A 24,537-nucleotide genomic window follows, 5' to 3' on the forward strand; every position below is an offset into this window, starting at 1 on the left:
GGCGGGGGCAGGGCGGCGGGGCATCGCCGGCCCCTACGCGCTTTCATCGTCAAAGAAAATGGGTGCCGCCAAGGCCGATGGCCAGGAACAGGGCGATCCAGAGAAGGACTCCGGTCCACAGCGCAACCCAATCGGACGCCTTCGGCCGCACCGCCTCTCCCCTTGGGACGGCTCGCAAGGATGACGGAATGTGGACCTGCCCCAATGTGCCGAGCCGGATCGCGCGCCGCCCGACGCCATGAAAGAAGCGGGCGGTGTGGCGCGAGAAGATGTGATCGACGGTGACGTCAACGACGAAGCCGCCCGCATGCCGGAGCACCGCACCGGCCGCATCGACCACGACCTCGCCGATCTCGTCGACCATCAGCGCCCGTTGGGATCGAGCGCGCTGCGGCGGCGAGGCGTGGCGGACCGGGCTGTGACGGGGGAGAGGGCGGAGGCGCGCTGTGGCGCGCCGGCCAGCATCGGCGCGCCCATCTCCACGGCGATGTCCTGGAGCGCGGCGATTCGCTTTTCCGTGGCCGGGTGGGTGGAGAAGAGTTCGCTGACATGGGTCGGCACGATGTAGAGCTGGGCGGCGGCTGGGTTGCGTTCCGCCACAGGGTTGGGGATCGCCTGCGCTTGGCCGGATATCTTCGCGAGGGCGGAGGCAAGCGCGTTGGGATTGCCGCTGATCTGGGCCCCCAGGCGATCCGCGCCATATTCGCGGGTGCGGCTGATCGCCATCTGCACGATCATTGCTGCAAAGGGCGCGACGATCACCGCCAGCAGCGTCGCGGCGATATTGCCATGGCCTTCCCGCTCCCCGCCACGGAAGAACAGGCCGAAATTGGCCAGCATGGAAATGGCGCCCGCGATGGTCGCGACCATCGTCATGACGAGCGTATCCCTGTTCTTCACATGGGCGAGTTCATGCGCCATCACCCCGGCCACTTCCTCGCGGCTCAGCACCGACAGCAGGCCCGTCGTCGCCGCGACGGCGGCATGGTCCGGGTCGCGCCCGGTGGCAAAGGCGTTGGGTGCGTCCTGATCGATCAGATAGACGCGCGGCATGGGCAGGCCCGCCCGCTGCGCCAGATCGCGGACGAGGCCGTGAAATTCGGGGGCGCTCTGCGCATCGACCTCCCGCGCATCGTGCATCGACAGGACGATCCGGTCGGCGTTCCAGAAGGTGAAGAGGTTCATGCCCGACGCCACCAGCAGCGCGATAATGGCGCCACCGCTGCCGCCCAGCGTATAGCCCAGCGCCATGAACAGCGCAGTCAGCGCCGCGAGCAGCATGGCCGTCTTCATCCCGTTCACTTGCAATGCACTCCTTTGCCGCCCAGATAGCGGAAGCATGCTGAATATGGGATGGATCGGTCCCGGACTCAATCGATCCCCGCAATGGAGGAGGCCGCGCATCATGGGACAATATAATGGCAAGCGCCCTGCGCATGTGACGCCGCCCCGGCATCTGTCGAAAAGCCCGCCGGTCCCCCAACCCGACCCGATCGATGCGCCGTCCCGCCATGACGAGGAACTGAGCCCGGTGCGCTACGGCGATTGGGAACGGAAGGGAATTGCGATAGATTTCTGAGGCATAGGTACACGCTTCACCGCCGATTTGGCACGGCTGCCGATGGCCCGTGCCCATGATGCGGGGAGCAGCCCTGCCCGCTCTGGCCTTTCGTGCCCTGGCTTGGAATGGCAGCCCCATGAGGAGTATGGGGCGTGAGCGTGCATCTGGTTTCTGACATGAATAGGAAGACTGTATCGGATTACGCGCCGGAGGACGCGGCCCTTCTGTGCGCGGTCGGGCGTCTGGTCTGTGCCTGGACCATGCTGGAGCAGAGTCTGGAAGCAAAGATATCGCAGTTGCGGGAGGCGATGGGCGACGTACGGACGGTCGGCGCACGCACCCGGCCAAGCATGGCGAAGCTGATGACCGAATTGCGAACCATGGTGGCAATGCGCGACCGCCGCAACGCCAGCGCGTTGACGGAGATCGCCGATATCGAGCGGGACATGCAGCGAATCGACCGGTTTCGCGCCCTCATCATCCAGGGCTTTCATCAGCCCGAGCCGGGCGGTTTCACCTGCCGCGATTCGCGCAACAACCTTCAGCATGTGGGGCTGGAGCAGCTGGAAGGCGAGATCGCGTCGCTGGAAACGGTCGCAAATCGCCTCCTGGCGGTGTGATCCACGCCACCATGCTTGACCTTTTTCGCAAGTGCGGCAAACCAGTGCGCGATCGCTTCATCCAGGGGGATAAATGTTGAACAAGCCAATTCGCAAGGCCGTGTTCCCGGTCGCGGGCCTCGGCACGCGCTTTCTGCCGGCCACAAAATCCGTGCCCAAGGAATTGCTGCCGGTCGTCGACCGCCCGCTGATCCAATATGCCGTAGACGAAGCACGCGAGGCGGGGATCGAGCAGATGATCTTCGTCACCGGACGCGGCAAGGGCGCGATCGAGGACTATTTCGACATCGCTTTCGAATGCGAAGTCACCCAGCGGGAACGTGGCAAGGATCTGTCGGCGCTGGAAGGGACGCGGCTTGCGCCCGGCAACGCGGTGTTCCTGCGCCAGCAGGAACCGCTGGGCCTGGGCCACGCCATCTGGGTGGCGCGCGACATCATCGGCGACGAACCCTTCGCCATCCTGCTGCCGGACGAGTTCATGAAGGGCGCGCCGGGGCAGGGCTGCATGAAGCAGATGGTCGATGCCTACGAAAAGGTCGGCGGCAACCTCGTCTGCGCGCTGGAAATCCCGATGGATCAGACGCCAAGCTATGGCGTCATCGATCCGGGCGCCCGCGACGGCGCGCTGACCGAAGTGAAGGGGCTGGTCGAAAAGCCCAAGCTCGGTACCGCGCCGTCCAACCTCATCCTGCCTGGGCGCTACATCCTCCAGCCAGAGGTCATGAAGATCCTCGAAACGCAGGAAAAGGGCGCGGGCGGGGAAATCCAGCTGACCGATGCGATGGCGTCGATGATCGGCAAACAGCCTTTCCACGGCGTCACCTTCGAGGGACGCCGCTTCGACTGCGGATCGAAGGCCGGTTATATCGAGGCGAATCTGGCGCTGGCGCTGGAGCGCGACGATCTGAGCGCACATATTCGCGCCTTCGCACAGGAAGAACTGGCGCGCTGAGGCTCGCGGAATGAAGCACCGGCCCCTGAAAGGGGCGGTGGCTGGCCGCAGGCCAGACGGAAGGGTATCGCTCTCTCGATAATATTGAACAGGTTCAGATTGCCGGGGGCAATCTGAACCTGTTCAAACCCTTCAACCCCTCCCCTTGCGCGGGGGAAATTAATTCCGACTAGCCCTCAGAACGGCACTTCGTCGTCCAAGTCATTGTCGAAATTGGGACCGCCGGCGCGGCCGCCGCCGCCCTGCGAGCGTCCGCCGCCACCGCCGCCATAGCCCCCGCCCTGGCCGCCACCGCCCGGCGCGCCGTCCAGCATGGTCAACACGGCGCTCGGCCCCTGCAGCACGACCTCGGTCGAATAACGGTCGTTGCCGTTATTGTCCTGCCATTTGCGGGTGCGCAGCTGGCCTTCCAGATAGACTTTGGAGCCCTTGCGCAGGAAGCGCTCGGCGACTCCGGCCAGTCCTTCGGAGAAGATGGCGACGGTGTGCCATTCGGTGCGCTCCTTGCGCTCGCCCGACATGCGGTCCTTCCAGCTTTCGGACGTGGCGATGCGCAGGTTGCACACCTTGCCGCCATTCTGGAAGCTCTTGACCTCCGGGTCGGCGCCCAGATTGCCGACCAGAATGACCTTGTTGACCGAGCCTGCCATGATTCCTCCGATACGTTGATCGGCCCTTATAGTCCCGCTGCCGTCGCGGTCCAGTAGGTCAGGCCCGCGGCAATATAGGCGAGGACGAAGAGATAGCCGACCATGAAGAGCGGCCATTTCCACCCGTTCGTTTCCCGCCGCGTCACCGCAATGGTCGAGATGCACTGCGGCGCGAAGATGAACCAGGCGAGGAAGGCGAGAGCGGTCGGCAGCGGCCATTGTCGCTTCAGCCGATCGCCCAGGCTTTGTTCCAGCGCGGCCTCGTCATCGCCGGCGTCGATCGCATAGACAGTGGCGATCGCGGATACGGCGACCTCGCGCGCGGCCATGGTCGGCAGCAGCGCCAGCGAGATGTCGCGGTTGAAGCCGATCGGCGCCACCAGCACATGGATGCCGGACGCGATCCGGCCTGCGATGCTGTATTCCACCTGACTGCGCCCCTCGGGCGCCTGCGGGAAGCTGGCGAGCACCCACAGCACGATGTTGGTGGCTAGGATGATGGTCCCCGCGCGCTTCAGGAAGATCGCGGCCCGTTGCCACAGGCCGATCAGGATGTCCTGCGGCCGGGGCCACTGATATTTCGGCATTTCCATCAGGAACCCGCCGCTCTGACCCTTGGTGACAGTCAGGCGCAGCGCCCAGGCTGCCAGCATCGCGCCCACGATGCCGCTGACATAGAGGGTGAAGAGCACCAGCCCCTGCAACCCGATGCCCCATCCCACCGTCCTGGCTGGGATGAAGGCGGCGATGATCAGGCCATAAACTGGCAGCCTTGCGGAACAGGTCATCAGCGGCGCGATCAGGATCGTGGTCAGCCGGTCCTTCGGGTCGGCGATGGTCCGCGTCGCCATGATCCCCGGCACCGCGCAGGCGAAGGAGGAGAGCAGCGGGATGAACGCCCGGCCCGATAGGCCCACCTTCGCCATCAGCGCGTCCATCAGGAAGGCGGCGCGCGCCATATAGCCGGTCGCCTCCAGCATCAGGATGAAAAAGAACAGGATCAGGATCTGCGGCAGGAACACGATCACCGCGCCCACGCCACCGACCACGCCCTGCAACAGGAAGTCGTGGATTAGTCCCGGCGGCAGCGTCGCCGTCACCGCCTCGCCCAGCGCCGTGATCCAGCCCTCCAGCATGTCGGCGGGCGCCGTGGCCCAGCTGAACACCGACTGGAACATCACAAACAGCAGCGCCAGCAGGATCAGGAACCCGGCCACCGGATGCAGCAGCACCCGGTCCACCGCCGCGGTCAACCGGCGCGAAGGCGTTTCCCGCACGACCGTGGCGCGGGCGATGCGACGCGCTTCCTTGCGGGTTGCGTCGAAATCCCTGGCGGGCTGCGCCGGGGCGGCGGCTTGCGCATCGCCCCGCATGGTGCCCAGCATCGCCTCCATTTCCTGGCGGAGATGGTCCAGGCCGCGCTTGCGGACGGCGACAGTGGATACCACCGGGACGCCCAGTTCCCGCGCCAGCACGGCCGCGTCGAGTTCCAGCCCGTCCCGGGTGGCGAGGTCGACCATGTTGAGCGCGACGATGGTCGGCAGGCCCAGCGCCACGAGTTCGAGCGCGAAACGCAGATGATTGTCGAGATTCGCGGCGTCGACGACGACGACCAGCGCGTCGGGCCGGCGCTCCCCCGCCTGGCGGCCCATCACCACGTCGCGCGTCACCTGTTCGTCGGGGCTGGTCGGGTCGAGGCTGTAGGTGCCGGGCAGGTCGACCAGCTCGATCGGTCGCCCGTCGGACAGCGTCAGCCGCCCCGCCTTGCGCTCAACCGTGACGCCGGGATAATTGCCCAGCTTTTGCCGGGCGCCGGTGAGCGCGTTGAACAGCGCACTTTTGCCTGCATTGGGATTGCCGACGAGGGCGACGAGAGGAAGGGCGCTCATCCCGCCGGCGTCCCACCGGCATCGTCGGGACCGATCCGCACGGTGACAGCGGCAGCGTGGCTGCGCCGCATGGCGATGGTCATGCGACCGATGCGGCACGCAATCGGGCCTTTCAGGAACAGGCCGCCGTGGTGCAGCGTTTCCACGCTCGCGCCCTCGCACAGGCCGAATTCGCGCAGCCGCTGCCCTTCGGTCGCTGACAAGGCGGACCAGTCGATCAGGTCGACATAGGCAGGCTGGCGCAGGGGCAGGTCGGTCAGGCGCAAGGACGCGTTACTCGCTGGCAGTTTCTGCGAGCGAGTATCAATATCCTTTGCGGAAGGCCAGCGGGAATCGTCGAAGGGCAGGTCAGATCGCGGGATAGCGCAGGCGGCCGATGAAGCGGGACAGGCTGAGCCGTTCGCCGCCGGCCGCGCCGGTGAATTGCGCCTTCGCCTTTTCAAAGCGCATCACATCCTCGACCCGCCGGGCGAGGAAGGCGCGGCTGTCGGCATGGCCTTCGCTTTCATCGTCCAGGAAGACGAGCAGGCAGGAGGCATAGACCGTGGTCAGCGTCGCGCGCTTGCTATAATGGTTGAGGTCGGTCGCGACATCACCGGCCGCGCGCCACATCGTGTCGGCCGCGCGCCATGCGAGCTTCGCGGCACGGGGCGCGTTGACGGGAAGGGCGAGGATCGCGAGCGCCCGCCGCAGCGCATCCCGGTCGGACGCGAGCAGGTCGAGCCGTGCTTCGACCAGCGCGATGATCCTGCGGCGGACCGACAGGCTTGCGAGCGTTTCGGGCGCCAGCGCCGCCAGCATCGCGGTGTCGATATTGGCGAACCAGGCGTCGATCATGTCCACAGCGTTCTTGCCGAAGGCGAGCGCGGCGATGTCGGGGTCGACGCCCTTTTCCTGCGCCGCCATCGCGACGGCTTGGGGCCGCCAGCCGTCGAACGCGGCGTGGCGCGGGAGAATGGGGGCCAGCAGGGCGCGGACTTCGTCCAGCGTCAGGTCTTGCATGTCGCTCATGCCCGATAATCTAGGACCGGGCGGGCAGGCGCACAAGCACCAGCGCGCCGGCGACCGCGACCAGCCCCAGCATGTCGCCCGCACTCAGCCATTCGCCGAACAGCAGCCAGCCCAGTATTGCCGACACGGCCGGCTGGAGCAGGAGGCTCAGCCCCAGCACCAGCGGTGAGAACCAGCCGACCGCATAAGTGAGCAGTCCCTGACCTACGAGCTGGCTCGACAGGGCAAGGAGGATCAGCGGCGTCCAGTTGCCCGGCATCACCCGCTCGCCCAGCGCCAGCGCGCAGAGCAGCAATGCCGGCGCGCTCGCCAGGCTCGATCCCGCCAGCACCGACCAGCTGTCCAGCCGCCCGCGCGCGCCCTGCACGATCAGCAGATAGCCGGTGTAGAACAGGCCCGCGAGGATGCAGAGCAGGTCGCCATGGAGATTGCTGAGCGACAGTTCGTAGCTGCCGGCCATCATCACCATCATGCCCCCGGTCGCGAGCGCGATCGCTAAGCCCTGGTTCCGGTCGGGTCGCTGGCGCAGAACCAGCAGCGCCCAGGCGGGCAGGAACAGCCCGCTCATATTGCCAAACACGGTGGCATTGGCGACCTTGGTATAAAGGATGCCGATGTGCCAGGCGGCAAGGTCCGCCGCGAAGACGATCCCTGACAGGACAAGCGCGCTCCATTCGCGCCCCGTCGGCGGCGTGCGCCGCCAGCTTTGCAGCGCCAGCAGGCACAGGAAGGGCAGGGCTATCGTCACCCGCCAGAAGGCAGCGGCAACCGGCCCCACGTCGGCGAGGCGCACCAGCACCGCGCCGATCGGCAGGATGAGGTTGGCGAGCAGCAGCGCCGGGAATGCGAAACGGGGGGTTGCCATATTGGCCGCGGGGGTTGAAGTCTGCATCGCGGCTCCCTAGCTGGCTTTCCGTGCCAAGTCCCGTTGCAAATAGCAACTGTTGAACAGGGGAATGTTCTTGACGACTCTCTTCGATCCCATCCAGCTCGGCGCGATCGACGCGCCCAACCGCATCCTCATGGCGCCGCTGACCCGCGCGCGCGGCACCCGCGATCATGTGCCGACCCCGATCATGGCCGACTATTATGCGCAACGCGCCGACGCGGGCCTCATCATCAGCGAGGCGATCGGCATTTCGGGGCAGGGCTTGGGCTGGCCCTATGCCACAGGGCTGTGGAACCAGGATCAGGTCGACGGCTGGCGGCGCGTGACCGACGCGGTGCATGACGCGGGCGGACGGATCGTCGCGCAGCTCTGGCATATGGGCCGGCTCGTCCATTCAAGCGTGACCGGCGAGCAGCCCGTTGCTCCCAGCCCCGTCGCGGCGCCTGGCCACGCCCACACCTATGCGGGCAACAAGGATTATGAGACGCCGCGCGCGCTGGAGGCTTCCGAAATCCCGCAGCTGCTGGACACCTATGCGACCGCCGCGCGCAACGCGATCGCCGCCGGCTTCGACGGGGTGCAGCTCCACGCCGCCAACGGCTATCTGATCGACGAATTCCTGCGCAACGGCGTCAACGCGCGCGACGATGACTATGGCGGTAGCCCCGAAAACCGCGTCCGCCTGTTGCGGGAAGTGGTCGGCACGCTGACCAGCGCGATCGGCGCGGACCGTACCGGCGTGCGGCTGTCGCCCAATGGCAATACGCAGGGAACGGACGACAGCGATCCGGCGAGCCTGTTCCCGGTGGCGGCGCAGGCGCTCGACGCGCTCGGCATCGCCTTCCTGGAGCTGCGCGAACTCAAGCCGCATGGCACCTATGGCGCCAGCGAGGTGCCCCGGCTGTCGCCGATCATCCGCCAACACTATCGCGGGCCGCTCATCCTCAACAGCGATTATACGGGGGAAAGCGCGCAGGCAGATCTCGACAGCGGGATCGCGGACGGCATTGCCTTTGGCCGGCCGTTCATCGCCAATCCCGACCTGGTCGAACGTCTGCGCACCGGCGCGCCCCTCAATGCGTGGGATGCCAGCACATTCTACACCCAGGGGGCGGAAGGCTATACCGACTATCCGGCGCTCGAACCGGTGGCGTAACGAGGAACGGGGCTCCGGAGGGAGCCCCTTTCGCATCACGCGCCGAATTTCTCGCGCAGGGCGAGCATGGCGACGGCGGCCTTCGCCGCTTCGCCGCCCTTGTCCTTCTGGTCGGGACGGGCGCGCACCAGCGCCTGTTCCTCATTCTCCACCGTCAGGATGCCGTTGCCGATGGCGATGCCGTCCATGCTGAGCGCCATAAGCCCGCGCGCGCTCTCGTTGGACACCACTTCGAAATGATAGGTTTCGCCGCGGATCACCACGCCGATCGCGACGAAGCCGTCATAGCGGCCGGTTTCCGCCGCCAGCGCCACCGCGCCCGGTATCTCCAGCGCGCCGGGCACCGTCACCACCTCATAGCGGTGGCCGCCTTCGTCCAGCGCCGCCTTCGCGCCTTCGATCAGCAGATCGTTCAGATGGTCGTAGAAGCGCGCCTCGACGATCAGGAATTTTGCCATCTGGGTGTCCTTTTATCAGAGTTCGATCGGCCGGTGCCCGACCACGGCAAGGTCATAGCCGTCCAGGGCGATCAGGCTGTGGTTGCTGTTGGTCAACAGGATCATGTCGTGGACACCCAGTTCCGCGAGAAGTTGCGCGCCGACGCCATAGTCCCGCAATTCGTCCATATCGCCGAGGGCCATATCCTTCGCGGCCGCGCGCTTGATCGAACGTGACAGGAAATCGCCGCCGTCTGACACGGCCAGCAGCACGATCAGGCCAGCGCCCGCCTCTCCGATGATCTTCATCGATCGGGCCAGCAGTTCGCCGCGCGGGCCGGTTGCCCCATAGATGTCATCGAACAGCGAAAATTGATGCATTCGCACCAGGGTGGGCTGGTCGGGCACGACATGCCCCTTTTGCAGCACGAGTTGTTCGCTCTGCGTCGCCTTGTTGTAGAAGCTGATCGCCTTCCACTCGCCGCCCCATTTGCTGGTAAAGGACGTTTCCGCACGCCGTTCGACCATATGGTCGTGCCGGCGGCGATAGGCGATAAGGTCGCGGATCGTGCCGATCTTCATCTTGTGCTTCTGCGCGAAGGGGATGAGATCGTCGAGACGGGCCATGGTGCCGTCGTCCTTCATCACTTCGCAGATGACGCCTGACGGATTGAGGCCGGCGAGCCGTGCCACATCCACCGCCGCCTCGGTATGGCCGGTACGGACGAGGACGCCCCCGTCCTTCGCGACCAGCGGGAAGACATGGCCGGGGGTCACGATGTCGGCGCGGCCCTTCGACCCGTCGATCGCGACGGAGATGGTGCGGGCGCGGTCGGCGGCGGAAATGCCGGTGGTCACCCCCTCGCGCGCCTCGATCGACACGGTGAAGGCGGTTTCGTGCCGCGTGCCGTTGTTGCGGCTCATCAGTTCCAGTCCGAGATGATCGACCCGGTCCTTCGTCAGCGCCAGGCAGATCAGACCGCGCCCATGCGTGGCCATGAAGTTGATCGCATCGGGCGTCGCCATCTGCGCAGGGATGACCAGGTCGCCCTCATTTTCCCGATCCTCGTCATCGACCAGAATGAACATGCGGCCGTTGCGTGCTTCGTTGATGATCTCTTCGGGGCTGGCGAGCGCGGTGCCGCTCTCCCGCCTCAGCAGGTAAGCTTCCAGCTTGCCGAGCGTATCGGCGGTTGGGTTCCAGTCCGATTCGCCCAGCTTGCGCAGCGAATTGGCGTGAAGGCCAGCGGCGCGGGCCAGGCCGGATCGGGACATGCCGCCTTCCGTGACAAGGCTGCGGACGGTATCGAGAAGCGCGGATGACATGGCAGGAGCTCCTTCCCTTTGATGGGAACGGTGCGCATATCACACTGCGATGTGATTAAATCAAGATACAATCACATTGTGCGGACGCGAACGCCTTGCATTCGGTCCAGATAGCGAGCCAGCACATCGATCTCCAGATTGACTTTCATCCCCTCCGCCAGTCGTCCCAGCGTCGTCACGTCCCAGGTGTGCGGGATGAGGTTGACGGAAAAATGCGCGCCGCCTTCCACATCGCGCACCTCGTTCACGGTCAGCGACACGCCATCGACGGTGATGCTGCCCTTGGGCGCGACCAGCGGCGCGAGCGTTGCATCCACGGCGAAACCAACGCGGTGCGATCCGCCTTCTGGACAGACACCGACCACGGTGCCCAGACCATCGACATGGCCGGTGACAATATGGCCGCCCAGCTCATCGCCCACCTTGAGCGCGCGTTCGAGGTTCAGCCGGCCGCCCTCCGCCCAGAGGCCGGGCGCGGTGCGCGCAACCGTTTCGGACGACAGGTCGACCGCAAACCAATCCTCGCCCTTCTCCACGACCGTCAGGCAGGCGCCCGAACAGGCGATGGACGCGCCGATCGCCACGCCATCCATCTCGTAACCGCAGCCGATGACGAGGCGCAGGTCACCCCGCTGTTCATGGGCGCGGATCGTGCCGATGTCGGTGATGATGCCGGTGAACATGGATCGGTCCTGTATGGTGAAGGTGGCGCGTGATCTAGGCGCTCCGCACCCGCTCGTAAACCTCCAGCCGGTCTTGGCCCAGCGCGCGCGTGTCGATCATGCGCCAGCGGTCGTGCGCAGCCGCCAGATCGGCAAGGCCGATGTCGCCAATCCCGGCCAGCCCGTCGCCCACGATGATCGGCGCGCGATACAGCAGCAGCCGGTCGATCAGGTCGGCGCGCAGGAAGGCCGCCGCCGTCGCCGCCCCCCCCTCCACCAGCAGATGATCGACGCGGTCCAGCATCGCGATCTCCTCCGGCGCTGCGATGCGCCCCCAGCCGGCGGGCGCGTCGCTGTGGGTCAGCAGCATGCGCCGCGGCGAGCGATCCTCCAGCCCCGGCAACCGTACGTCGAGGCGCGGCGCATCGGCACGCAACGTGCCGCCGCCCACCAGGATGGCGTCGTGCCGTGCCCGCTCCATATGGGCATGCGCGCGCGCGTCCGGCCCGGTGATCCAGCGGCTGGAACCGTCGCCCAGCGCGATACGGCCGTCGAGCGACAGGCCGAGCTTCAGCGTCACATGCGGCCGGCCGAGCGTCTGACGCAGCACGAAGCCGCCCATCGCCCGCGCCGCCTCTTGCGCCATCAGGCCCATCTCGACCACGATGCCCCGGTCGCGCAGCCAGGCTGCGCCTTGTCCGTCGGTGCGGGGATCGGGATCGCGCAGGGCGATGACGACGCGGGAGACACCGGCGCGCGCCAGCAGGTCGGCACAGCGCGGGCCGCGCGGCGACAGATGGAAACAGGGTTCCAGCGTCACATAGGCTGTGCTGCCCCGTGCCTGGTCCATCGCCTGATCCAGCGCCTGCGCTTCGGCATGGGGGCGGCCGCCCCTCTGCGTCCAGCCGCGCCCGACGACTCGGCCGTCGCGGACGATCAGGCAGCCGACATTGGGATTGGGAGTGGAAAGGCCGCGCCCGCGGCCCGACAGGGCGATGGCGGCGGCCATGCAGCGCCGGTCATCGGTGGGCGTGGCGAAAATCGGCGGCGTATGGCTCAGGGCTGAGCCACGCCGGGCTTGGCGTCCTTCTGCGCCGATTCGGCCTTGGCCAGCCGATCGTCCAGCATCGCGTCGATCGCCTTGACGGCTTCCTTGCGCTTGGCGGTGTTGCGCTTTTCCTCATCGCGCCATTCGATGCCGAACGCGTCGGCATAGCCCTGCATCTTCTTCTGTTGCTTGATCAGCGCTGCCTCGCGCTTGGCGAAATCGATCTTCTGCTGGAGGATAATCGCCGCGTCCGAGCGGTTGGCGTCCCAGCTTTCGACATAGATGATCTTGTTGCGGGTCGGCATCGTGTTGGTATTCGCGTCGATCACGAAGGTCCACACGATGACCCAGGTCAGCGCGACCGACAGCCCAAGGAGCGGCCATTTATGCTGCCGCTGCTGCCGGAAATAGCCCCAGAAATCGCCGAGCGCGCTTTTGGGGGAGACGGGACGGGGGAAAATCGCCATGCGGCCCATATAAGCGATGGCGGCCACGGATGCAAAAGGGGGCATGCGAGGCGGCTCCTGCCCTGAGGGGGCCGCGCGCATGGGCGCGGCCCGCGGTGCCTATCGGTCGGTCAGGGTAAAGCGCACCGTCAGCTGCTTCGTCGACGCGACCGGCACGCCGTCACGAGTCGCGGGACGGAAGCGCCATTGGCGCAGAGCATGCCGCTGCGTCGCCAGCCAGAAGCTTTCGTCGGTGGCGCTGATCTTCTCGATGGCGGTGACGCGCCCCTGCGCGCTGATGCTGACCCGCACCGTGACCTTGCCCTCCATGCCTTGCCGGATCATCGTACCGGGATAGTCGGGCTGGAAGCCGGGCAGCGCGCGCGGATCGATCTGCGCCTCGGTCAGTACCGGATCCTGAATGGGAGGCGGGGGGACGTAGGGATCGACCGGCTTGAGCGAGTCGCCCGGATCGGTCGTGCCCGGCAAGAAGGGGTCGGAGGGCAGCGTGACCACGGGATCGGTCGCGGTCGGCTGTTGCGGCTTGGGAAGCGAAGGCTGCGGCACCTTCGTGTCGACCGGCTGATCGGGCGTGATCTCCGGCGGTGGCGGGTCTGCGGGAACAGGATAGGTTTCGATCGGCGGGGTGGGGCGGACGATGTCGAGCACTTCCTTGGGCAGCAGCAGGAAACCGCCCACCAGCAACGCATGGACGGCGATCGTGCCGCCCAGCCCCAGCGGCGACCTGCGCCCCGCGCCATAGCGCGATTGTCCGTCTGTTCCTGTCGTTTGCAGCCTCATGAGTCGCATCGTCCGGCTCCTCCGTTTGTATTGGCATCCTCTCCTTCTCGCCCGCCGCCGACCAGGCGGTCGGATGCGGCGATGAAATGATACAACATTATTATATGATATGTTGCAACGTCAATTTTATGCGAACATCGGGCTTTAAGAGGACCGTCGGCATAAGGCCGCTCCGCGCCTGGCGGCGGCGATCGGCTGTCCAGGTCGCTGTCTCGATAGCTGTGCCTAAAGCAGCGTGTCGATCGCGTGGATCGCGAGCCCTACCAGCCCGCCGACCAGCGTGCCGTTGATACGGATATATTGAAGGTCGCGACCGACAGCCTGTTCCAGCCGTGTCGTCACCGTTCCTGCATCCCAGCCGCGCACCGTATCGCTGACGAGGCGGACGATGGCGTCGCCGTAGCTGGCCGTCGCGCCCACCGCCGCCCGGCGCACGAAACGGTTGATGACGATACGCAGCCGCGCTTCCTGTTGCAGTGTGCCGCCCAGCGCCCGCAACGCTTCACCGAAACGTCCCGCCATCGCCTTGCCCGGATCGCGGACGGCGCGCAGCAATCCGGCGCGCGCCTGTTCCCACATCCCCTCGATCCAGCGCTGCATCGCCGGATTATCGAGAATTTCGTCGCGGACCTTTGCGACCTTCGCCTTCATGTCGGGATCGAACTGCAGGTCGAAGGCAAGCTTCGCCATCCCTTCTTCCGCCTTCAGCCGCAGGCCATGCTCCGGGTCGGTGGCCATGTCCGCCAGCATCTTGCGCAGGCCGGAAAGGATCGCGTTGGCGAGATTTTCGTCCAGCCCCGTCCAGCGCAGCACCTTGCCCGCGCGCTCATGCACCATCTGGCGGATCAGATGTTCGTTCGCCTCCAACGCACGATCGGCCCAGCCGATGACCGCATCCATTACCGGCGCGTGGCGGCCGTCGCGCATCGCCGCCTCGATCGCCTGGCCGATCAGTGGCGCCATGTCGATGGCGCGTAGCCGCTGGCCGATCGCGCCCTTCACCATGCCGCCCAGCCGTTCCTGGTCCAACGCTTCCAAGATATCGGCGGCCAGGCGCGACGCGCCTTCCCGCAGCCGTCCGTCGCCGCCCGATGGGCTGGCAAGGAAGCGGCCGGCAGCGGCGGCGACATCCATGTGCCGCATCCGCCGGGCGACCACGGCGGGGGTCAGGAAATTGTCGCGCAGGAAGATCGCCAGCGTGTCGCCAATCCGGTCCTTGTTGCGCGGAATGATGGCAGTGTGGGGGATTGGCAGGCCCATCGGATGGCGGAACAGCGCCGTGACGGCGAACCAGTCCGCAAGGCCGCCGACCATCGCCGCTTCGGCAAAGGCCTGGACGAAGCCGATGGCCGGGTGGAGATGGGCGGCAGCTCGCGCGCCCGCGAACAGCGCCGCCATGGCGATCAGCATGCCGGTCGCCACCATCCGCATCCGACGCGCCGGGTGAGGCGGGGCGACGGAAGCGGAACGGGGCAGGCGGAGCAGCGTCATGACCGTGAAACGGTTACGCGGCCGTTTCGTTCAGGCAAGTCCGATCTTTGGGCAGGTCCGTCGGCGGTCACTCCGCCGGCTGGACCGTGCCACCATTCTTATGCTCGGGCTTGTAGGTCAAAAGGCCACGGCCCAGCTTCGGACCGATCCAGCTTTCCAGGCCGATGGCCAGGCTGAACACCGCCGGCACGATCACCAGCGTCAGCAGCGTGGACAGGATAAGGCCGCCGATCACCGTGATGCCCATCGGCGCGCGCCAGGCGGCGTCGCCCGACAGCGAGAGGGCAGTGGGCACCATGCCGGCGACCATCGCGACGGTGGTCATGACGATCGGCTGGGCGCGCTTGTGCCCGGCATCGATGATCGCCGCCTTCTTGGGCACGCCCTTCTCCATTTCCTCCAGCGCGAAGTCGATGACGAGGATCGAGTTCTTGGCGACGATGCCGAGCAGCATGAGCAGGCCGATGAACACGGGCATCGAGAGCGGCTGGCCGGCGATATGCAGCGCGATCGCCCCGCCCAGCGGCGCGAGCAGCAACGACCCCAGGTTAACGAAGGGCGGCATGACCCGCTTGTAGAGCAGCACCAGCACCGCGAGCACGAGCAGCACGCCGGAAAAGACCGCGATGACGAAATTCTGCAGCATCTCCATCTGCCATTTGGCGTCGCCGGCGTTGATCTTCTGCACGCCCTGAATGCGACCCTCATTGATGGCCTTCATCGTCGGCAGGGCGTTGATCTTGGTCGTGGCCTGGCTGGTGACGAGGCCGGGGGCAAGATCGGCGCCTACCACGACGCGGCGGATCTGATTGTAACGGCGGATTTGCGTCGGCCCGGCGCCGAAGCTGATGTCGGCGACCACGCGCAGTGGCACGGTGCCGCCCGACACTGTCGGCACGGGCATATTCTGGATGGTGCCGATATCGCGGCGGCTGTCTTCCGACAACGCTACGCGGATCGGGATCTGGCGATCGGACAGCGAGAATTTGGCGACATTCTGGTCGATGTCGCCGATGGTCGCGATGCGGATCGACTGGCTGAGCGCGGACGTGGTCACGCCCATGCTGGCGGCAAGGTCCAGCCGGGGCTTGATGATGATTTCCGGCCGCTGCATGTCGCCCTGTACGCGCGGGTCGCGCAGCTCTCGCAGTCCGGCCATTTCCTTGACGAGCTGGTTGGCGGTCCGTTCCAGCAGCGCCGGATCGTCCGACCCGAACATCATGATGACGTCGCGGCCGAAACCACCGCCCGACTGCGACTGGAAATTGACGCGGGCGTCGGCGATCGTCTGGAATTTGGGCGCGACCTTGCGTTCCCATTCTACCGAAGACAGTGGACGGTCCTTCTTCAGCGTCAGGAAGATGTTGGCGCTGGTGGGTTCGATGTCGGCGAAGGCGGCGTCCACCGTGTCAGTGTCGGCAGCCAGGAGATCGGCCACCTTGCGCGTGACGGCGGTGGTTTGCGCCAGCGTGCTGCCCGGCACCGTTTCGATCTTCACCTGACTGAAATCGGTGTTGGTGGTCGGCTGGAACGTCATGGGCAGCGTCGCGAAGGCGATGATCGTCGCCACGAAGGCCAGCACACCCCCGCCCAGCGTCCAGACGCGATGGTCGGTGAAGAAGCCGGCAATCCTGTTGCGAAAGCCGCCGCGCGCGCGCCGTTCCTTTGCCCGCACATCCTCCAGCGACCAGCGCAACACCGCCATGTAGCGATCCATCAGCCAGCCTTCGCCATGGGTTTCCTCGCCATGGGCTTTCAGGAAATAGGCGGCGATCATCGGCGTGATGAGACGCGCGACGGCCAGGCTCATGAGCACCGAGACGACCACGGTCATGCCAAACTGGATGAAGAACTGGCCGGCTAGGCCCGGCATCAGCGCGACCGGCAGGAACACCGCGACGATCGCCATGGTGGTGGCGAGCACGGCGAGGCCGATCTCGTCGGCCGCATCGATGGACGCCTGATAGGCGCTTTTGCCCATGCGCATGTGGCGCACGATATTTTCGATCTCCACGATCGCATCGTCGACCAGCACGCCCGCCACCAGGCTCAATGCCAGCAGGGAGATGCCGTTCAGCGTGAAGCCCATCATGTCCATGAACCAGAAGGACGGGATCGCGGACAAGGGAATAGCAAGCGCCGAGATCATCGTCGCGCGCCAGTCGCGCAGGAACAGGAAGACGATGACGACCGCCAGCACCGCGCCTTCGATCATCGCCGACATGGCGCTGTGATACTGGCCGCGGGTATATTCGACGCTCGTGTAGAGCTGCTTGAACTGGACCTTGGGATTTTCCTTCTTCAGCTTGTCCAGCACCTTCAACGCTTCGTCATAGACGGTGACGTCCGACGATCCCTTCGACTTTTCCATGCTGAAGCTGGTGACCTGCCGCCCGTTCATCAACGAAAGGCTGCGCTGTTCGGCATACATGTCGCGCACGGTGGCGAGGTCGGACAGCTTGACGGTGCGGCCGCCGGAAATGGCGATCTGCGTTTCGCCGAGCGAATGGGCGTTGCGGGCATTGCCCAGCACCCGGATCGATTGCTCCGCGCCCGCGATCTCGGTCCGGCCGCCAGCGGCGTTGATGTTCACCTGCTGCAACTGGCCGTTCACCTGCGCGGCGGTGATGCCATAGGCCTGCAGCTTGGCGGGATCGAGGATGACGCGGATCTCGCGGCTGACGCCGCCGCTGCGCTTGACCGCCGCCATGCCGCTGACCGCCAGCAGCCGCTTGGCGACCGTGTTGTCGACATACCAGGACAGCTGTTCCAACGTCATGTCCGTCGCTTCGGCGCTGAAATAGGCGATCGGGCCGCCGTCCACGTCGATGCGCTGCACCTGCGGTTCCAGGATGCCCTGCGGCAGGTCGCTGCGGATCTGGTCGACGGCGTTCTTCACGTCGTTGACCGCACGATCCACCGGCGTGCCGATCTGGAACTGGACGTTGGTCAGCGACTGGCCTTCGGATGCGAAGGAGGTGATGTCCTCCACACCGCTGATGCCGCGCACCGCCGCCTCGACCCGCTGCGTGACCTGCGTTTCCAGCTCGGTCGGCGCGGCGCCCGGCTGGACCACGGTCACGCTGACCATGGGGAAGCTGACGTCGGGATTGTTGTTGACGTCCATCCGCAGGAAGCTGACGATGCCGGCCATCACGAGGGCGGCGAACAGCACCAGCGGCGTCACCGGATTGCGGATCGCCCATGCGGAAATATTGCGAAAATTCATGACGCGCTTCCTTCACCGGCCGCTCGCTGGCGGTCCGCAATCCTTGCATGCCGCATGTCCCCGCGCCTCTCGCCGGGACCTGCGGCCTTCTTAGAGCCCCTTGGCCAGTTCCGGCTTCACCTTCTGCCCCGGCGTCAGGAAGGCGCCGGCAGAGGTCACGATCTTCTCGCTGCCGGTGATGCCGCCAGTCACGGCCACGCCGGCGTCGGACACCTGACCCACCGTCACGTTGCGCCGTTCGACCTGGTTCTTGCCGTTGACGATGTAGACGTAGCTGCCCTTGTCGTCGCTCTGCACCGCCGATTCGGGCAGCAGGGGCGCGCTGCCCGATCCACTGGTGATGGTCGCGGATGCGAAGCCGCCCGGACGGATCGCCGGGTTGAAGGGAATGGCGATGCGGGCGATGCCCTGGCGCGTCTGCGGATCGACCACCGGCGACATCTGCCACACGCGGCCGGCGAAGCTCTGGCTGGATCCGATCGGCGTCACGGTGGCGCCGTTGCCGGGCCGCAGCGTGGCAAGATCGCTTTCCGCGACCTGCGCGCGCATCTCCATCTCGCCGCCCTTGGCGAGGCGGAACAGCACCGCGCTGCCCGACTGCACGATCTGTCCGGGCTCCACGCCGCGCGTGAGGACGAGACCAGCGGCCGGCGCGCGGATGTCGAGCCGGCCGGTGCGGGCGCGCTGTTCGTTGAGCTGCGCTATGGCAACGTTGACGCGCGCCTGTGCCGCATCGCGCGTCGCGGTGCGCTGGTCGATGTCGGCGGCGCTGATGAAGCCACGGCCGACCAGCGCCTTGGCGCGGTCAAGCTGTGCCTGCGCCAGCTTGGCGTCGGCGCGGGCAACCTCCACCTGCGCGGCCAGCGACCGGCCCTGCTCGGTCTGTACGGAGCGTTCGACGGTGGCGAGCGTCTGTCCCGCGCGCACCCAGTCGCCCGGCTGGACCAGCACCTGCGTGACCATGCCGCCTTCGCCCACCACGCCGACGGGCATGTCGACTCGCGCGGCGAGCGATCCGGTGGCGCTGATCGTGCGGGCGACTGTGGACTGGCCGGGGCTGACCACGGTGACGACGGGCGCGGGTGCCGATTGCGGCGCGGGTGCCGATTCGCCGCTGCGGGTCGAGATCCATGCCGCGGCCACGACCAGCAGCACCGCAACGCCGCCGCCCGCCAGCAACAGCCGCCTGCGCCGCGCGCGTGCAGCGTCTTCATCGATGATGACCGCCGTATCTCCCAGCAGCTGCGTCTCGTAATTCATGCCGTCCCCATCTCTCCGGCGGTTTGCCCGATCTCCCAACTGTGTTATATGAATATATCACCAGCCTCAAGCCCCATTTCGTCATGGCCCGTAACGGAGCGGCAGACGAGGAATATAGCTCAAAGGGTGTGGGAGGCGCAGCCTGTTTCGTTCATAACGGTATCGCATCGGTTTTCGGGCTGCGACGCGAAGGGTGAGGAACGCGGCATGGACCTGCTTGCATGGATAATCATCGGCCTGCTGGCCGGCGCGCTTGCGAAGCTGGTGATGCCGGGCCGGGATCCGGGCGGCTGCATCGTCACCATCCTGCTCGGGATCGCGGGGGCGTTGCTCGCGGGGTTCGTGGGGCGGCTGATGGGTTTCTATGCGCAGGGCGAACGGGCCGGCTTCGTCGCAGCCGTGGTGGGTGCGATCGCGATCCTGGCCCTCTATCGCCTGTTCGCTGGGCGGCGATGACGGGCACGAAAAAGGGCCGCGCCGTTATGCCGGCACGGCCCTTTTGAAGAATCCGCGATGCCGCTCTTTTAGCGTACCGAACCGCGGCGGACCAGATTGACGATCGCCAGCAGGATGATCGCGCCGACCAGCGAGACCAGGAAGCTGTACAGCGTCAGCCCGTCGTTGATCGAACCGCCGCTGAAGATCAGGCCGCCGATGAAGGCGCCGACAATGCCGACCACGATGTTGAGCAGGATGCCCTGCTGCGCGTCGGTGCGCATGACCATGCTGGCGAGCCAGCCAATGACGCCGCCTACAACAAGCCACAGAATGATGCCCATGTTACTCTCCTTGACCACGCCCCCAGCGGGTTGGGTGCATCGTTCAACGGCGAAGGCGGCGTCCTGTTCCATCGCGGCAAAAATGATTCCGGTCCGGAAACCATCTTGGCTTCGCGCCGTTTTTGCTGGCTTGCCTGCCGCAGGACCGATCCTGCGCAAAGGGCCGCCGGAACATGTCCGGCGGCCCTTTCAATTGTGCCCGGTGCGACCTGCGCCGCGGATCAGTATTTCTGCTGCCGTTCGTAGAGCGACTTGTAATATTGGATGCGCGTCACCCGCAGGCCGTGCATGCCCGACCGATCGACCGCGCGCTGCCAGCCGGCAAATTCCTCGAGCGTCAGATTGTAGCGCGCGCAGGCTTCGTCGACGCTCAGCAGCCCGCCATTGACCGCGGCCACCACTTCGGCCTTGCGGCGCACGACCCAGCGGGTGGTGTCTGCCGGCGGCAGGCTGTCGAGCGTCAGCGGCTCTCCGAGGGGCCCCACGACCTGGGCGGGCCTGATTTTCTGGTTCTGGATCATTCTTACCCTCAATTTGCGGCGCTGGCGTAGCCAACTTCAGCAGTGCAAACCGTTATGTGCATTCAGCCCTGAACATCAGCTAAAGCGCCACGGTAAACACCGCCTTCATTTTCCTTGCCCCCGATTAAAAGGTTGGCGATCAACGGGTTGAAACTGCCCGCCAATCGCACGGCTTCGATCCTGCCGCTGGAATCCGGCGCGAAGACATGCGCCAGTTCCTGGATCCAGTCGCTCTCTCCATCCTGCCCCCGCAGGACGCCCGCCACCGCCTGCGCAGTCGGGCTGGCCGCCTGCGCCGCTGCCGTGGCAGCCCGCAGGAACGGCCAGACCGGTGCGCGCACCCGGCCCAGCGGAAGGGTGGCGGCGGGTTTCAGCCCGCCACCCCGAAGGAAGCTCAAATCCATGACCCTGCTTCTAGCGAAGAATGGATAAGGCTCCGTAAACTCGCCCCCTTTTTCAGCGCCGGTTCGACGGGTCGATCGGCCGTTATGTCCCTCAGGGGTTAATTCCGTGCGCTTTTTCGTTAACTTTTGCGCCGGAAGGGCGGCCGCACTATATGCGCGCGCATGCAGGCCCCCTTTCCATCCGCCCGATTTGATCTTGAAGAGCCGCTCGCCAGGCGGCGCATCGTCGTCGCCATGTCGGGGGGGGTGGATTCCAGCGTGGTCGCCGCGCTGGCCGCGCGGACCGGCGCGGAGGTGATCGGCGTCACGCTCCAGCTCTACGATCATGGGGTGGCGGTGGGCCGCACCGGCAGCTGCTGCGCCGGGCAGGATATCCGCGATGCGCGGGCCGTGGCGGACCGCATCGGCATTGCCCATTATGTGTTCGATTATGAAAGCGCGTTCCGCGATTCGGTGATCGCCGATTTCGCCGACGAATATATGGCCGGCCGCACGCCCATCCCTTGCGTGAAATGCAATATGGGCGTCAAATTCACAGACCTGTTCCAGATCGCGCGCGATCTGGGCGCGGATTGTCTGGCGACCGGCCATTATGTTCAGCGCGTGATGGGACCGGAGGGCGCCGAGTTGCACCGTGCCGCCGATCCGGCGCGCGACCAGAGCTATTTCCTGTTCGCCACCACGCAGGCGCAGCTCGACTATCTGCGGTTCCCGCTGGGCGGCATGCCAAAGCCGCAGGTGCGGGAAATTGCGGGCGAACTGGGCCTGTCAGTGGCGCTCAAGCCCGACAGCCAGGACATCTGCTTCGTGCCCGACGGCGACTATGCGAAGGTGGTGCGCAAGCTGCGCCCCGACGCGGACGAAGGCGGCGACATCGTCCATGTCGATGGCCGCCTGCTCGGCCGGCACAAGGGGCTGATCCATTATACGGTGGGCCAGCGCAAGGGGCTGGAGATCGGCGGTCAGGCCGAGCCGCTCTATGTCGTGCGGCTGGACGCCGAAGCGCGCCGCGTGGTCGTGGGACCGAAGGCGGCGCTGGCCGTGTCGGGCGCGCGGCTCACGGACATCAACTGGCTGGGCGGCGACTTTTCCGGGCCGCTGACCGCCAAGGTGCGATCGATGGCGAAGCCTGTTCCCGCCAGGCTGGAGGGCGACCGGCTGATCTTTAACGCCGCCGAATATGGCGTCGCGCCGGGGCAGGCGGCAGTCCTCTATGCCGGCGACCGCGTGCTGGGCGGCGGCTGGATCGCGAGCACGCAAGCCGCAATGGCGGAGGCGGCGTAGCCCTCGTTCAGCGTGCCGGACTCGATCCGGCATTCCGCTTTTCTTTCGGCGGCATTGTGGCGGTCATGGCGTTGGCGCGCCGCTATGGGTATAACAAGTCCCCGAACCTTGCCCTTTTCCGCACCCGCGCGTAAGGCGCGGCGGTCATGACTCGCCCGCTCACCTTCGCCATTCCCAAGGGCCGCATCCTCGACGAGGCGCTGCCCCTGCTCGCCAAAGCCGGCATCGAGCCGGAGGCGGAATTCCATGACAAGAAGAGCCGGGCGCTGCGCTTCGCCACCAACCGGCCGGACGTGTCGATCATCCGTGTCCGCGCCTTCGACGTTGCGACCTTCGTCGCGCATGGCGCGGCGCAGATCGGTATCGTCGGATCGGACGTGGTGGAGGAATTCAACTATTCCGAACTCTACGCGCCCGTGGACCTCGACATCGGCCATTGCCGCCTGTCGGTGGCGGAACCGGCCGGGTCCGCCGACGAGGACGAGGCGGCGATGAGCCATGTGCGGGTCGCGACCAAATATCCGCACCTCACCCGCCGCTATTATGAGGCGCGCGGGCTTCAGGCAGAATGCGTGAAATTGAACGGCGCGATGGAACTGGCGCCGTCGCTGGGCCTGTCCCGCCGCATCGTCGATCTCGTTTCCTCGGGCGCGACGCTCAAGGCCAACGGGCTGGTGGAAACCAATGTCATAATGCAGGTTTCGGCGCGCCTGATCGTCAATCGCGCCGCCTACAAGATGCGGTCGGCCGAACTGTCGCCGCTGGTGGAAGCCTTCCGCGCCGCCGTGGGGGTGAAGGATGCCGCTTAGGCTCGACAGTCGCGACGGGGGCTTCCCCTCCGCCTTCACCGCGCTGGTGGATGCGCGCCGTGAAGCGGACGAAGATGTTTCGCGCGATGTCGCCGCGATCATCCGGCGCGTCCGCATGGAAGGGGACGCCGCGCTCGCCGACTATACGCGGCGGTTCGACCGGCATGACCTCGACGTCAGCGGCTGGGCGGTGACGGCGGCGGAAACGCGGGCGGCGCTGGAGGGCATCTCCACGCCCCTACGCGACGCGCTGGAACTCGCCGCCGCGCGCATCACCGCCTATCATGAAAAGCAGAAGCCCCAGGACAGCGACGGCATCGACAGCGCCGGCGTCCGCCTCGGCGCGCGGTGGAGCGCGGTGGATGCGGCGGGCCTCTACGTGCCGGGCGGCCGCGCCGCCTATCCCAGTTCGCTGCTGATGAACGTCATTCCCGCGAAGGTGGCGGGGGTGCGCCGCATCGCCATGGTGACGCCGACCCCCGATGGCGAAATCAACCCGCTGGTCCTGGCCGCCGCGCAGATCGCGGGGATCGAGGAAATCTGGCGCGTCGGAGGCGCGCAGGCGGTCGCCGCGCTTGCCTATGGCACGGACCGGATCAGTCCCGTGGACGTCATCACCGGCCCCGGCAATGCCTGGGTGGCCGAAGCCAAGCGCCAGCTCTACGGCGTGGTCGGCATCGACATGGTGGCGGGGCCTTCGGAGATCGTGGTGGTCGCGGACGGCCGGAACGATCCCGAATGGACCGCCGCCGACCTGTTGAGCCAGTCGGAACATGATCCGACCAGCCAGTCCATCCTGTTCACCGATGACGCCGTCTTTGCCGATGCCGTCGCGGCGGCGGTGGAGCGGCAGATCCCGGCGCTTTCCACCAGCATGGTCGCGCGGACCAGCTGGGACGCCAATGGCGCGATCATCCTGGTCCGTGACCTTGATGAGGCGATGCCGCTGGTCGACCGGCTGGCGCCCGAGCATCTGGAACTGGCGGTGGACGACCCCGAACCGCTGTTCGCGCGGGTGCGCCATGCCGGATCGGTCTTCCTTGGCCGCATGACGCCTGAGGCGGTGGGCGACTATGTCGCGGGGCCGAACCATGTGCTGCCGACCGGGCGGCGGGCGCGCTTCTCGTCCGGCCTGTCCGTGCTCGATTTCATGAAACGCACCAGCTTCCTCAGCCTCACGCCGCAGGCCATCGGCGCGATCGGTCCGGCCGCCGTCGCTCTGGCGGAGGCGGAGGGGCTTCCGGCACATGCCGCTTCGGTGGCGCTGCGCCTCCAATGAACATCCCGTTCGGTTCTCGACAAGATCGAACCG

General features: G+C 66.4%; 27 protein-coding genes. 8 read left to right on the forward strand and 19 right to left on the reverse strand.

All coding sequences use genetic code 11. The features are described from left to right. Positions 1-49: 49 nt before the first annotated feature. Positions 50-364: a hypothetical protein gene (locus AX724_RS03910; protein WP_066763777.1), complete on the reverse strand. Its 315-nt coding sequence runs from the start codon at positions 362-364 to the stop codon at positions 50-52. Beyond that, positions 364-1,302: a zinc metalloprotease HtpX gene (htpX, locus tag AX724_RS03915; protein WP_197421461.1), complete on the reverse strand. Its 939-nt coding sequence runs from the start codon at positions 1,300-1,302 to the stop codon at positions 364-366. The genes AX724_RS03910 and htpX overlap by 1 nt, the downstream gene beginning before the upstream one ends. A gap of 103 nt (positions 1,303-1,405) precedes the next feature. Here htpX and AX724_RS22580 point away from each other — a divergent pair, with 103 nt between their 5' ends. The 3 genes from AX724_RS22580 to AX724_RS03925 all read left to right on the forward strand — a co-directional run bounded on the left by AX724_RS22580 (position 1,406) and on the right by AX724_RS03925 (position 3,133). Continuing rightward, complete coding sequence (locus AX724_RS22580; protein WP_082733391.1) at positions 1,406-1,579, forward strand: DUF1674 domain-containing protein; 174 nt, start codon at positions 1,406-1,408, stop codon at positions 1,577-1,579. Positions 1,580-1,737: 158 nt separating this feature from the next. Next, positions 1,738-2,181: a hypothetical protein gene (locus tag AX724_RS03920; protein WP_066763947.1), complete on the forward strand. Its 444-nt coding sequence runs from the start codon at positions 1,738-1,740 to the stop codon at positions 2,179-2,181. Between the two features lie 73 nt (positions 2,182-2,254). Further along, entirely contained in the window at positions 2,255-3,133 is an 879-nt protein-coding gene (locus AX724_RS03925; RefSeq protein ID WP_066763783.1) for a UTP--glucose-1-phosphate uridylyltransferase, read from the forward strand. A 176-nt stretch (positions 3,134-3,309) separates the two neighbouring features. On the opposite strand, the gene ssb is transcribed toward AX724_RS03925, so the two are convergent. The 5 genes from ssb to AX724_RS03950 all read right to left on the reverse strand — a co-directional run bounded on the left by ssb (position 3,310) and on the right by AX724_RS03950 (position 7,575). Next, a complete protein-coding gene (gene ssb, locus AX724_RS03930; protein WP_066763786.1) occupies positions 3,310-3,783 on the reverse strand; it encodes a single-stranded DNA-binding protein in 474 nt (157 codons plus the stop codon). Between the two features lie 26 nt (positions 3,784-3,809). Further along, positions 3,810-5,672 carry a ferrous iron transporter B gene (feoB, locus tag AX724_RS03935; protein WP_066763788.1) on the reverse strand — a complete coding sequence of 621 codons (1,863 nt, stop codon included), beginning with the start codon at positions 5,670-5,672 and terminating at the stop codon, positions 3,810-3,812. Next, a complete protein-coding gene (locus AX724_RS03940; protein ID WP_066763790.1) occupies positions 5,669-5,938 on the reverse strand; it encodes a FeoA family protein in 270 nt (89 codons plus the stop codon). Before AX724_RS03940 ends, feoB begins: the two co-directional genes overlap by 4 nt. A gap of 82 nt (positions 5,939-6,020) precedes the next feature. Then, on the reverse strand, positions 6,021-6,683 hold the full coding sequence (locus tag AX724_RS03945) for a COQ9 family protein (protein ID WP_066763791.1): 663 nt from the start codon (positions 6,681-6,683) through the stop codon (positions 6,021-6,023). Between the two features lie 10 nt (positions 6,684-6,693). Next, positions 6,694-7,575, reverse strand: coding sequence for a DMT family transporter (locus AX724_RS03950; RefSeq protein WP_066763792.1), 882 nt, complete (start codon positions 7,573-7,575; stop codon positions 6,694-6,696). A gap of 70 nt (positions 7,576-7,645) precedes the next feature. Here AX724_RS03950 and AX724_RS03955 point away from each other — a divergent pair, with 70 nt between their 5' ends. Continuing rightward, a complete protein-coding gene (locus AX724_RS03955; RefSeq protein WP_066763950.1) occupies positions 7,646-8,728 on the forward strand; it encodes an alkene reductase in 1,083 nt (360 codons plus the stop codon). Positions 8,729-8,763: 35 nt separating this feature from the next. On the opposite strand, the gene ribH is transcribed toward AX724_RS03955, so the two are convergent. The 9 genes from ribH to AX724_RS04000 form a co-directional block, all read right to left on the reverse strand. Further along, entirely contained in the window at positions 8,764-9,186 is a 423-nt protein-coding gene (gene ribH / locus AX724_RS03960; protein WP_066763797.1) for a 6,7-dimethyl-8-ribityllumazine synthase, read from the reverse strand. A 15-nt stretch (positions 9,187-9,201) separates the two neighbouring features. Further along, positions 9,202-10,491: a 3,4-dihydroxy-2-butanone-4-phosphate synthase gene (ribB, locus tag AX724_RS03965; protein ID WP_066763800.1), complete on the reverse strand. Its 1,290-nt coding sequence runs from the start codon at positions 10,489-10,491 to the stop codon at positions 9,202-9,204. A 71-nt stretch (positions 10,492-10,562) separates the two neighbouring features. Continuing rightward, complete coding sequence (locus tag AX724_RS03970) at positions 10,563-11,174, reverse strand: riboflavin synthase (RefSeq protein ID WP_066763802.1); 612 nt, start codon at positions 11,172-11,174, stop codon at positions 10,563-10,565. 34 nt (positions 11,175-11,208) lie between these two features. Further along, positions 11,209-12,195, reverse strand: a complete 987-nt coding sequence (gene ribD / locus AX724_RS03975) for a bifunctional diaminohydroxyphosphoribosylaminopyrimidine deaminase/5-amino-6-(5-phosphoribosylamino)uracil reductase RibD (RefSeq protein ID WP_269454114.1) — start codon at positions 12,193-12,195, stop codon at positions 11,209-11,211. A gap of 14 nt (positions 12,196-12,209) precedes the next feature. Then, positions 12,210-12,713 carry a hypothetical protein gene (locus tag AX724_RS03980; protein ID WP_066763808.1) on the reverse strand — a complete coding sequence of 168 codons (504 nt, stop codon included), beginning with the start codon at positions 12,711-12,713 and terminating at the stop codon, positions 12,210-12,212. A gap of 54 nt (positions 12,714-12,767) precedes the next feature. Further along, complete coding sequence (locus AX724_RS03985) at positions 12,768-13,457, reverse strand: energy transducer TonB (protein ID WP_066763809.1); 690 nt, start codon at positions 13,455-13,457, stop codon at positions 12,768-12,770. Positions 13,458-13,673: 216 nt separating this feature from the next. Further along, positions 13,674-14,939, reverse strand: a complete 1,266-nt coding sequence (locus AX724_RS03990; protein WP_066763810.1) for a DUF445 domain-containing protein — start codon at positions 14,937-14,939, stop codon at positions 13,674-13,676. Between the two features lie 67 nt (positions 14,940-15,006). Continuing rightward, a complete protein-coding gene (locus tag AX724_RS03995) occupies positions 15,007-18,168 on the reverse strand; it encodes an efflux RND transporter permease subunit (protein ID WP_066763814.1) in 3,162 nt (1,053 codons plus the stop codon). 90 nt (positions 18,169-18,258) lie between these two features. Continuing rightward, entirely contained in the window at positions 18,259-19,428 is a 1,170-nt protein-coding gene (locus tag AX724_RS04000; protein ID WP_066763816.1) for an efflux RND transporter periplasmic adaptor subunit, read from the reverse strand. Between the two features lie 207 nt (positions 19,429-19,635). Between AX724_RS04000 and AX724_RS04005 the strand changes: the two genes are divergently transcribed. Further along, positions 19,636-19,884, forward strand: a complete 249-nt coding sequence (locus tag AX724_RS04005) for a GlsB/YeaQ/YmgE family stress response membrane protein (protein WP_066763952.1) — start codon at positions 19,636-19,638, stop codon at positions 19,882-19,884. 68 nt (positions 19,885-19,952) lie between these two features. Here AX724_RS04005 and AX724_RS04010 read toward each other — a convergent pair whose 3' ends face one another. The 3 genes from AX724_RS04010 to AX724_RS04020 all read right to left on the reverse strand — a co-directional run bounded on the left by AX724_RS04010 (position 19,953) and on the right by AX724_RS04020 (position 21,132). Beyond that, positions 19,953-20,207 carry a GlsB/YeaQ/YmgE family stress response membrane protein gene (locus AX724_RS04010; RefSeq protein WP_013848281.1) on the reverse strand — a complete coding sequence of 85 codons (255 nt, stop codon included), beginning with the start codon at positions 20,205-20,207 and terminating at the stop codon, positions 19,953-19,955. A gap of 221 nt (positions 20,208-20,428) precedes the next feature. Continuing rightward, complete coding sequence (gene sciP, locus AX724_RS04015; protein ID WP_066763818.1) at positions 20,429-20,728, reverse strand: CtrA inhibitor SciP; 300 nt, start codon at positions 20,726-20,728, stop codon at positions 20,429-20,431. A 62-nt stretch (positions 20,729-20,790) separates the two neighbouring features. Continuing rightward, the gene (locus AX724_RS04020) at positions 20,791-21,132 is read right to left on the reverse strand and encodes a hypothetical protein (protein WP_066763823.1); all 342 of its coding nucleotides are present in this window, start codon (positions 21,130-21,132) and stop codon (positions 20,791-20,793) included. A gap of 162 nt (positions 21,133-21,294) precedes the next feature. On the opposite strand from AX724_RS04020, the gene mnmA reads away from it, so the two are divergent. The 3 genes from mnmA to hisD all read left to right on the forward strand — a co-directional run bounded on the left by mnmA (position 21,295) and on the right by hisD (position 24,504). Beyond that, entirely contained in the window at positions 21,295-22,416 is a 1,122-nt protein-coding gene (gene mnmA / locus AX724_RS04025; RefSeq protein WP_066763824.1) for a tRNA 2-thiouridine(34) synthase MnmA, read from the forward strand. Positions 22,417-22,562: 146 nt separating this feature from the next. Continuing rightward, positions 22,563-23,225 (forward strand): ATP phosphoribosyltransferase, encoded by a 663-nt coding sequence (hisG, locus tag AX724_RS04030; protein ID WP_066763825.1) that lies wholly within the window; start codon positions 22,563-22,565, stop codon positions 23,223-23,225. Continuing rightward, on the forward strand, positions 23,215-24,504 hold the full coding sequence (gene hisD, locus AX724_RS04035) for a histidinol dehydrogenase (RefSeq protein ID WP_066763832.1): 1,290 nt from the start codon (positions 23,215-23,217) through the stop codon (positions 24,502-24,504). Before hisG ends, hisD begins: the two co-directional genes overlap by 11 nt. Positions 24,505-24,537: the final 33 nt, after the last annotated feature.

The organism is Sphingobium sp. CCH11-B1, assembly GCF_001556865.1.
GTDB lineage: Bacteria > Pseudomonadota > Alphaproteobacteria > Sphingomonadales > Sphingomonadaceae > Sphingobium.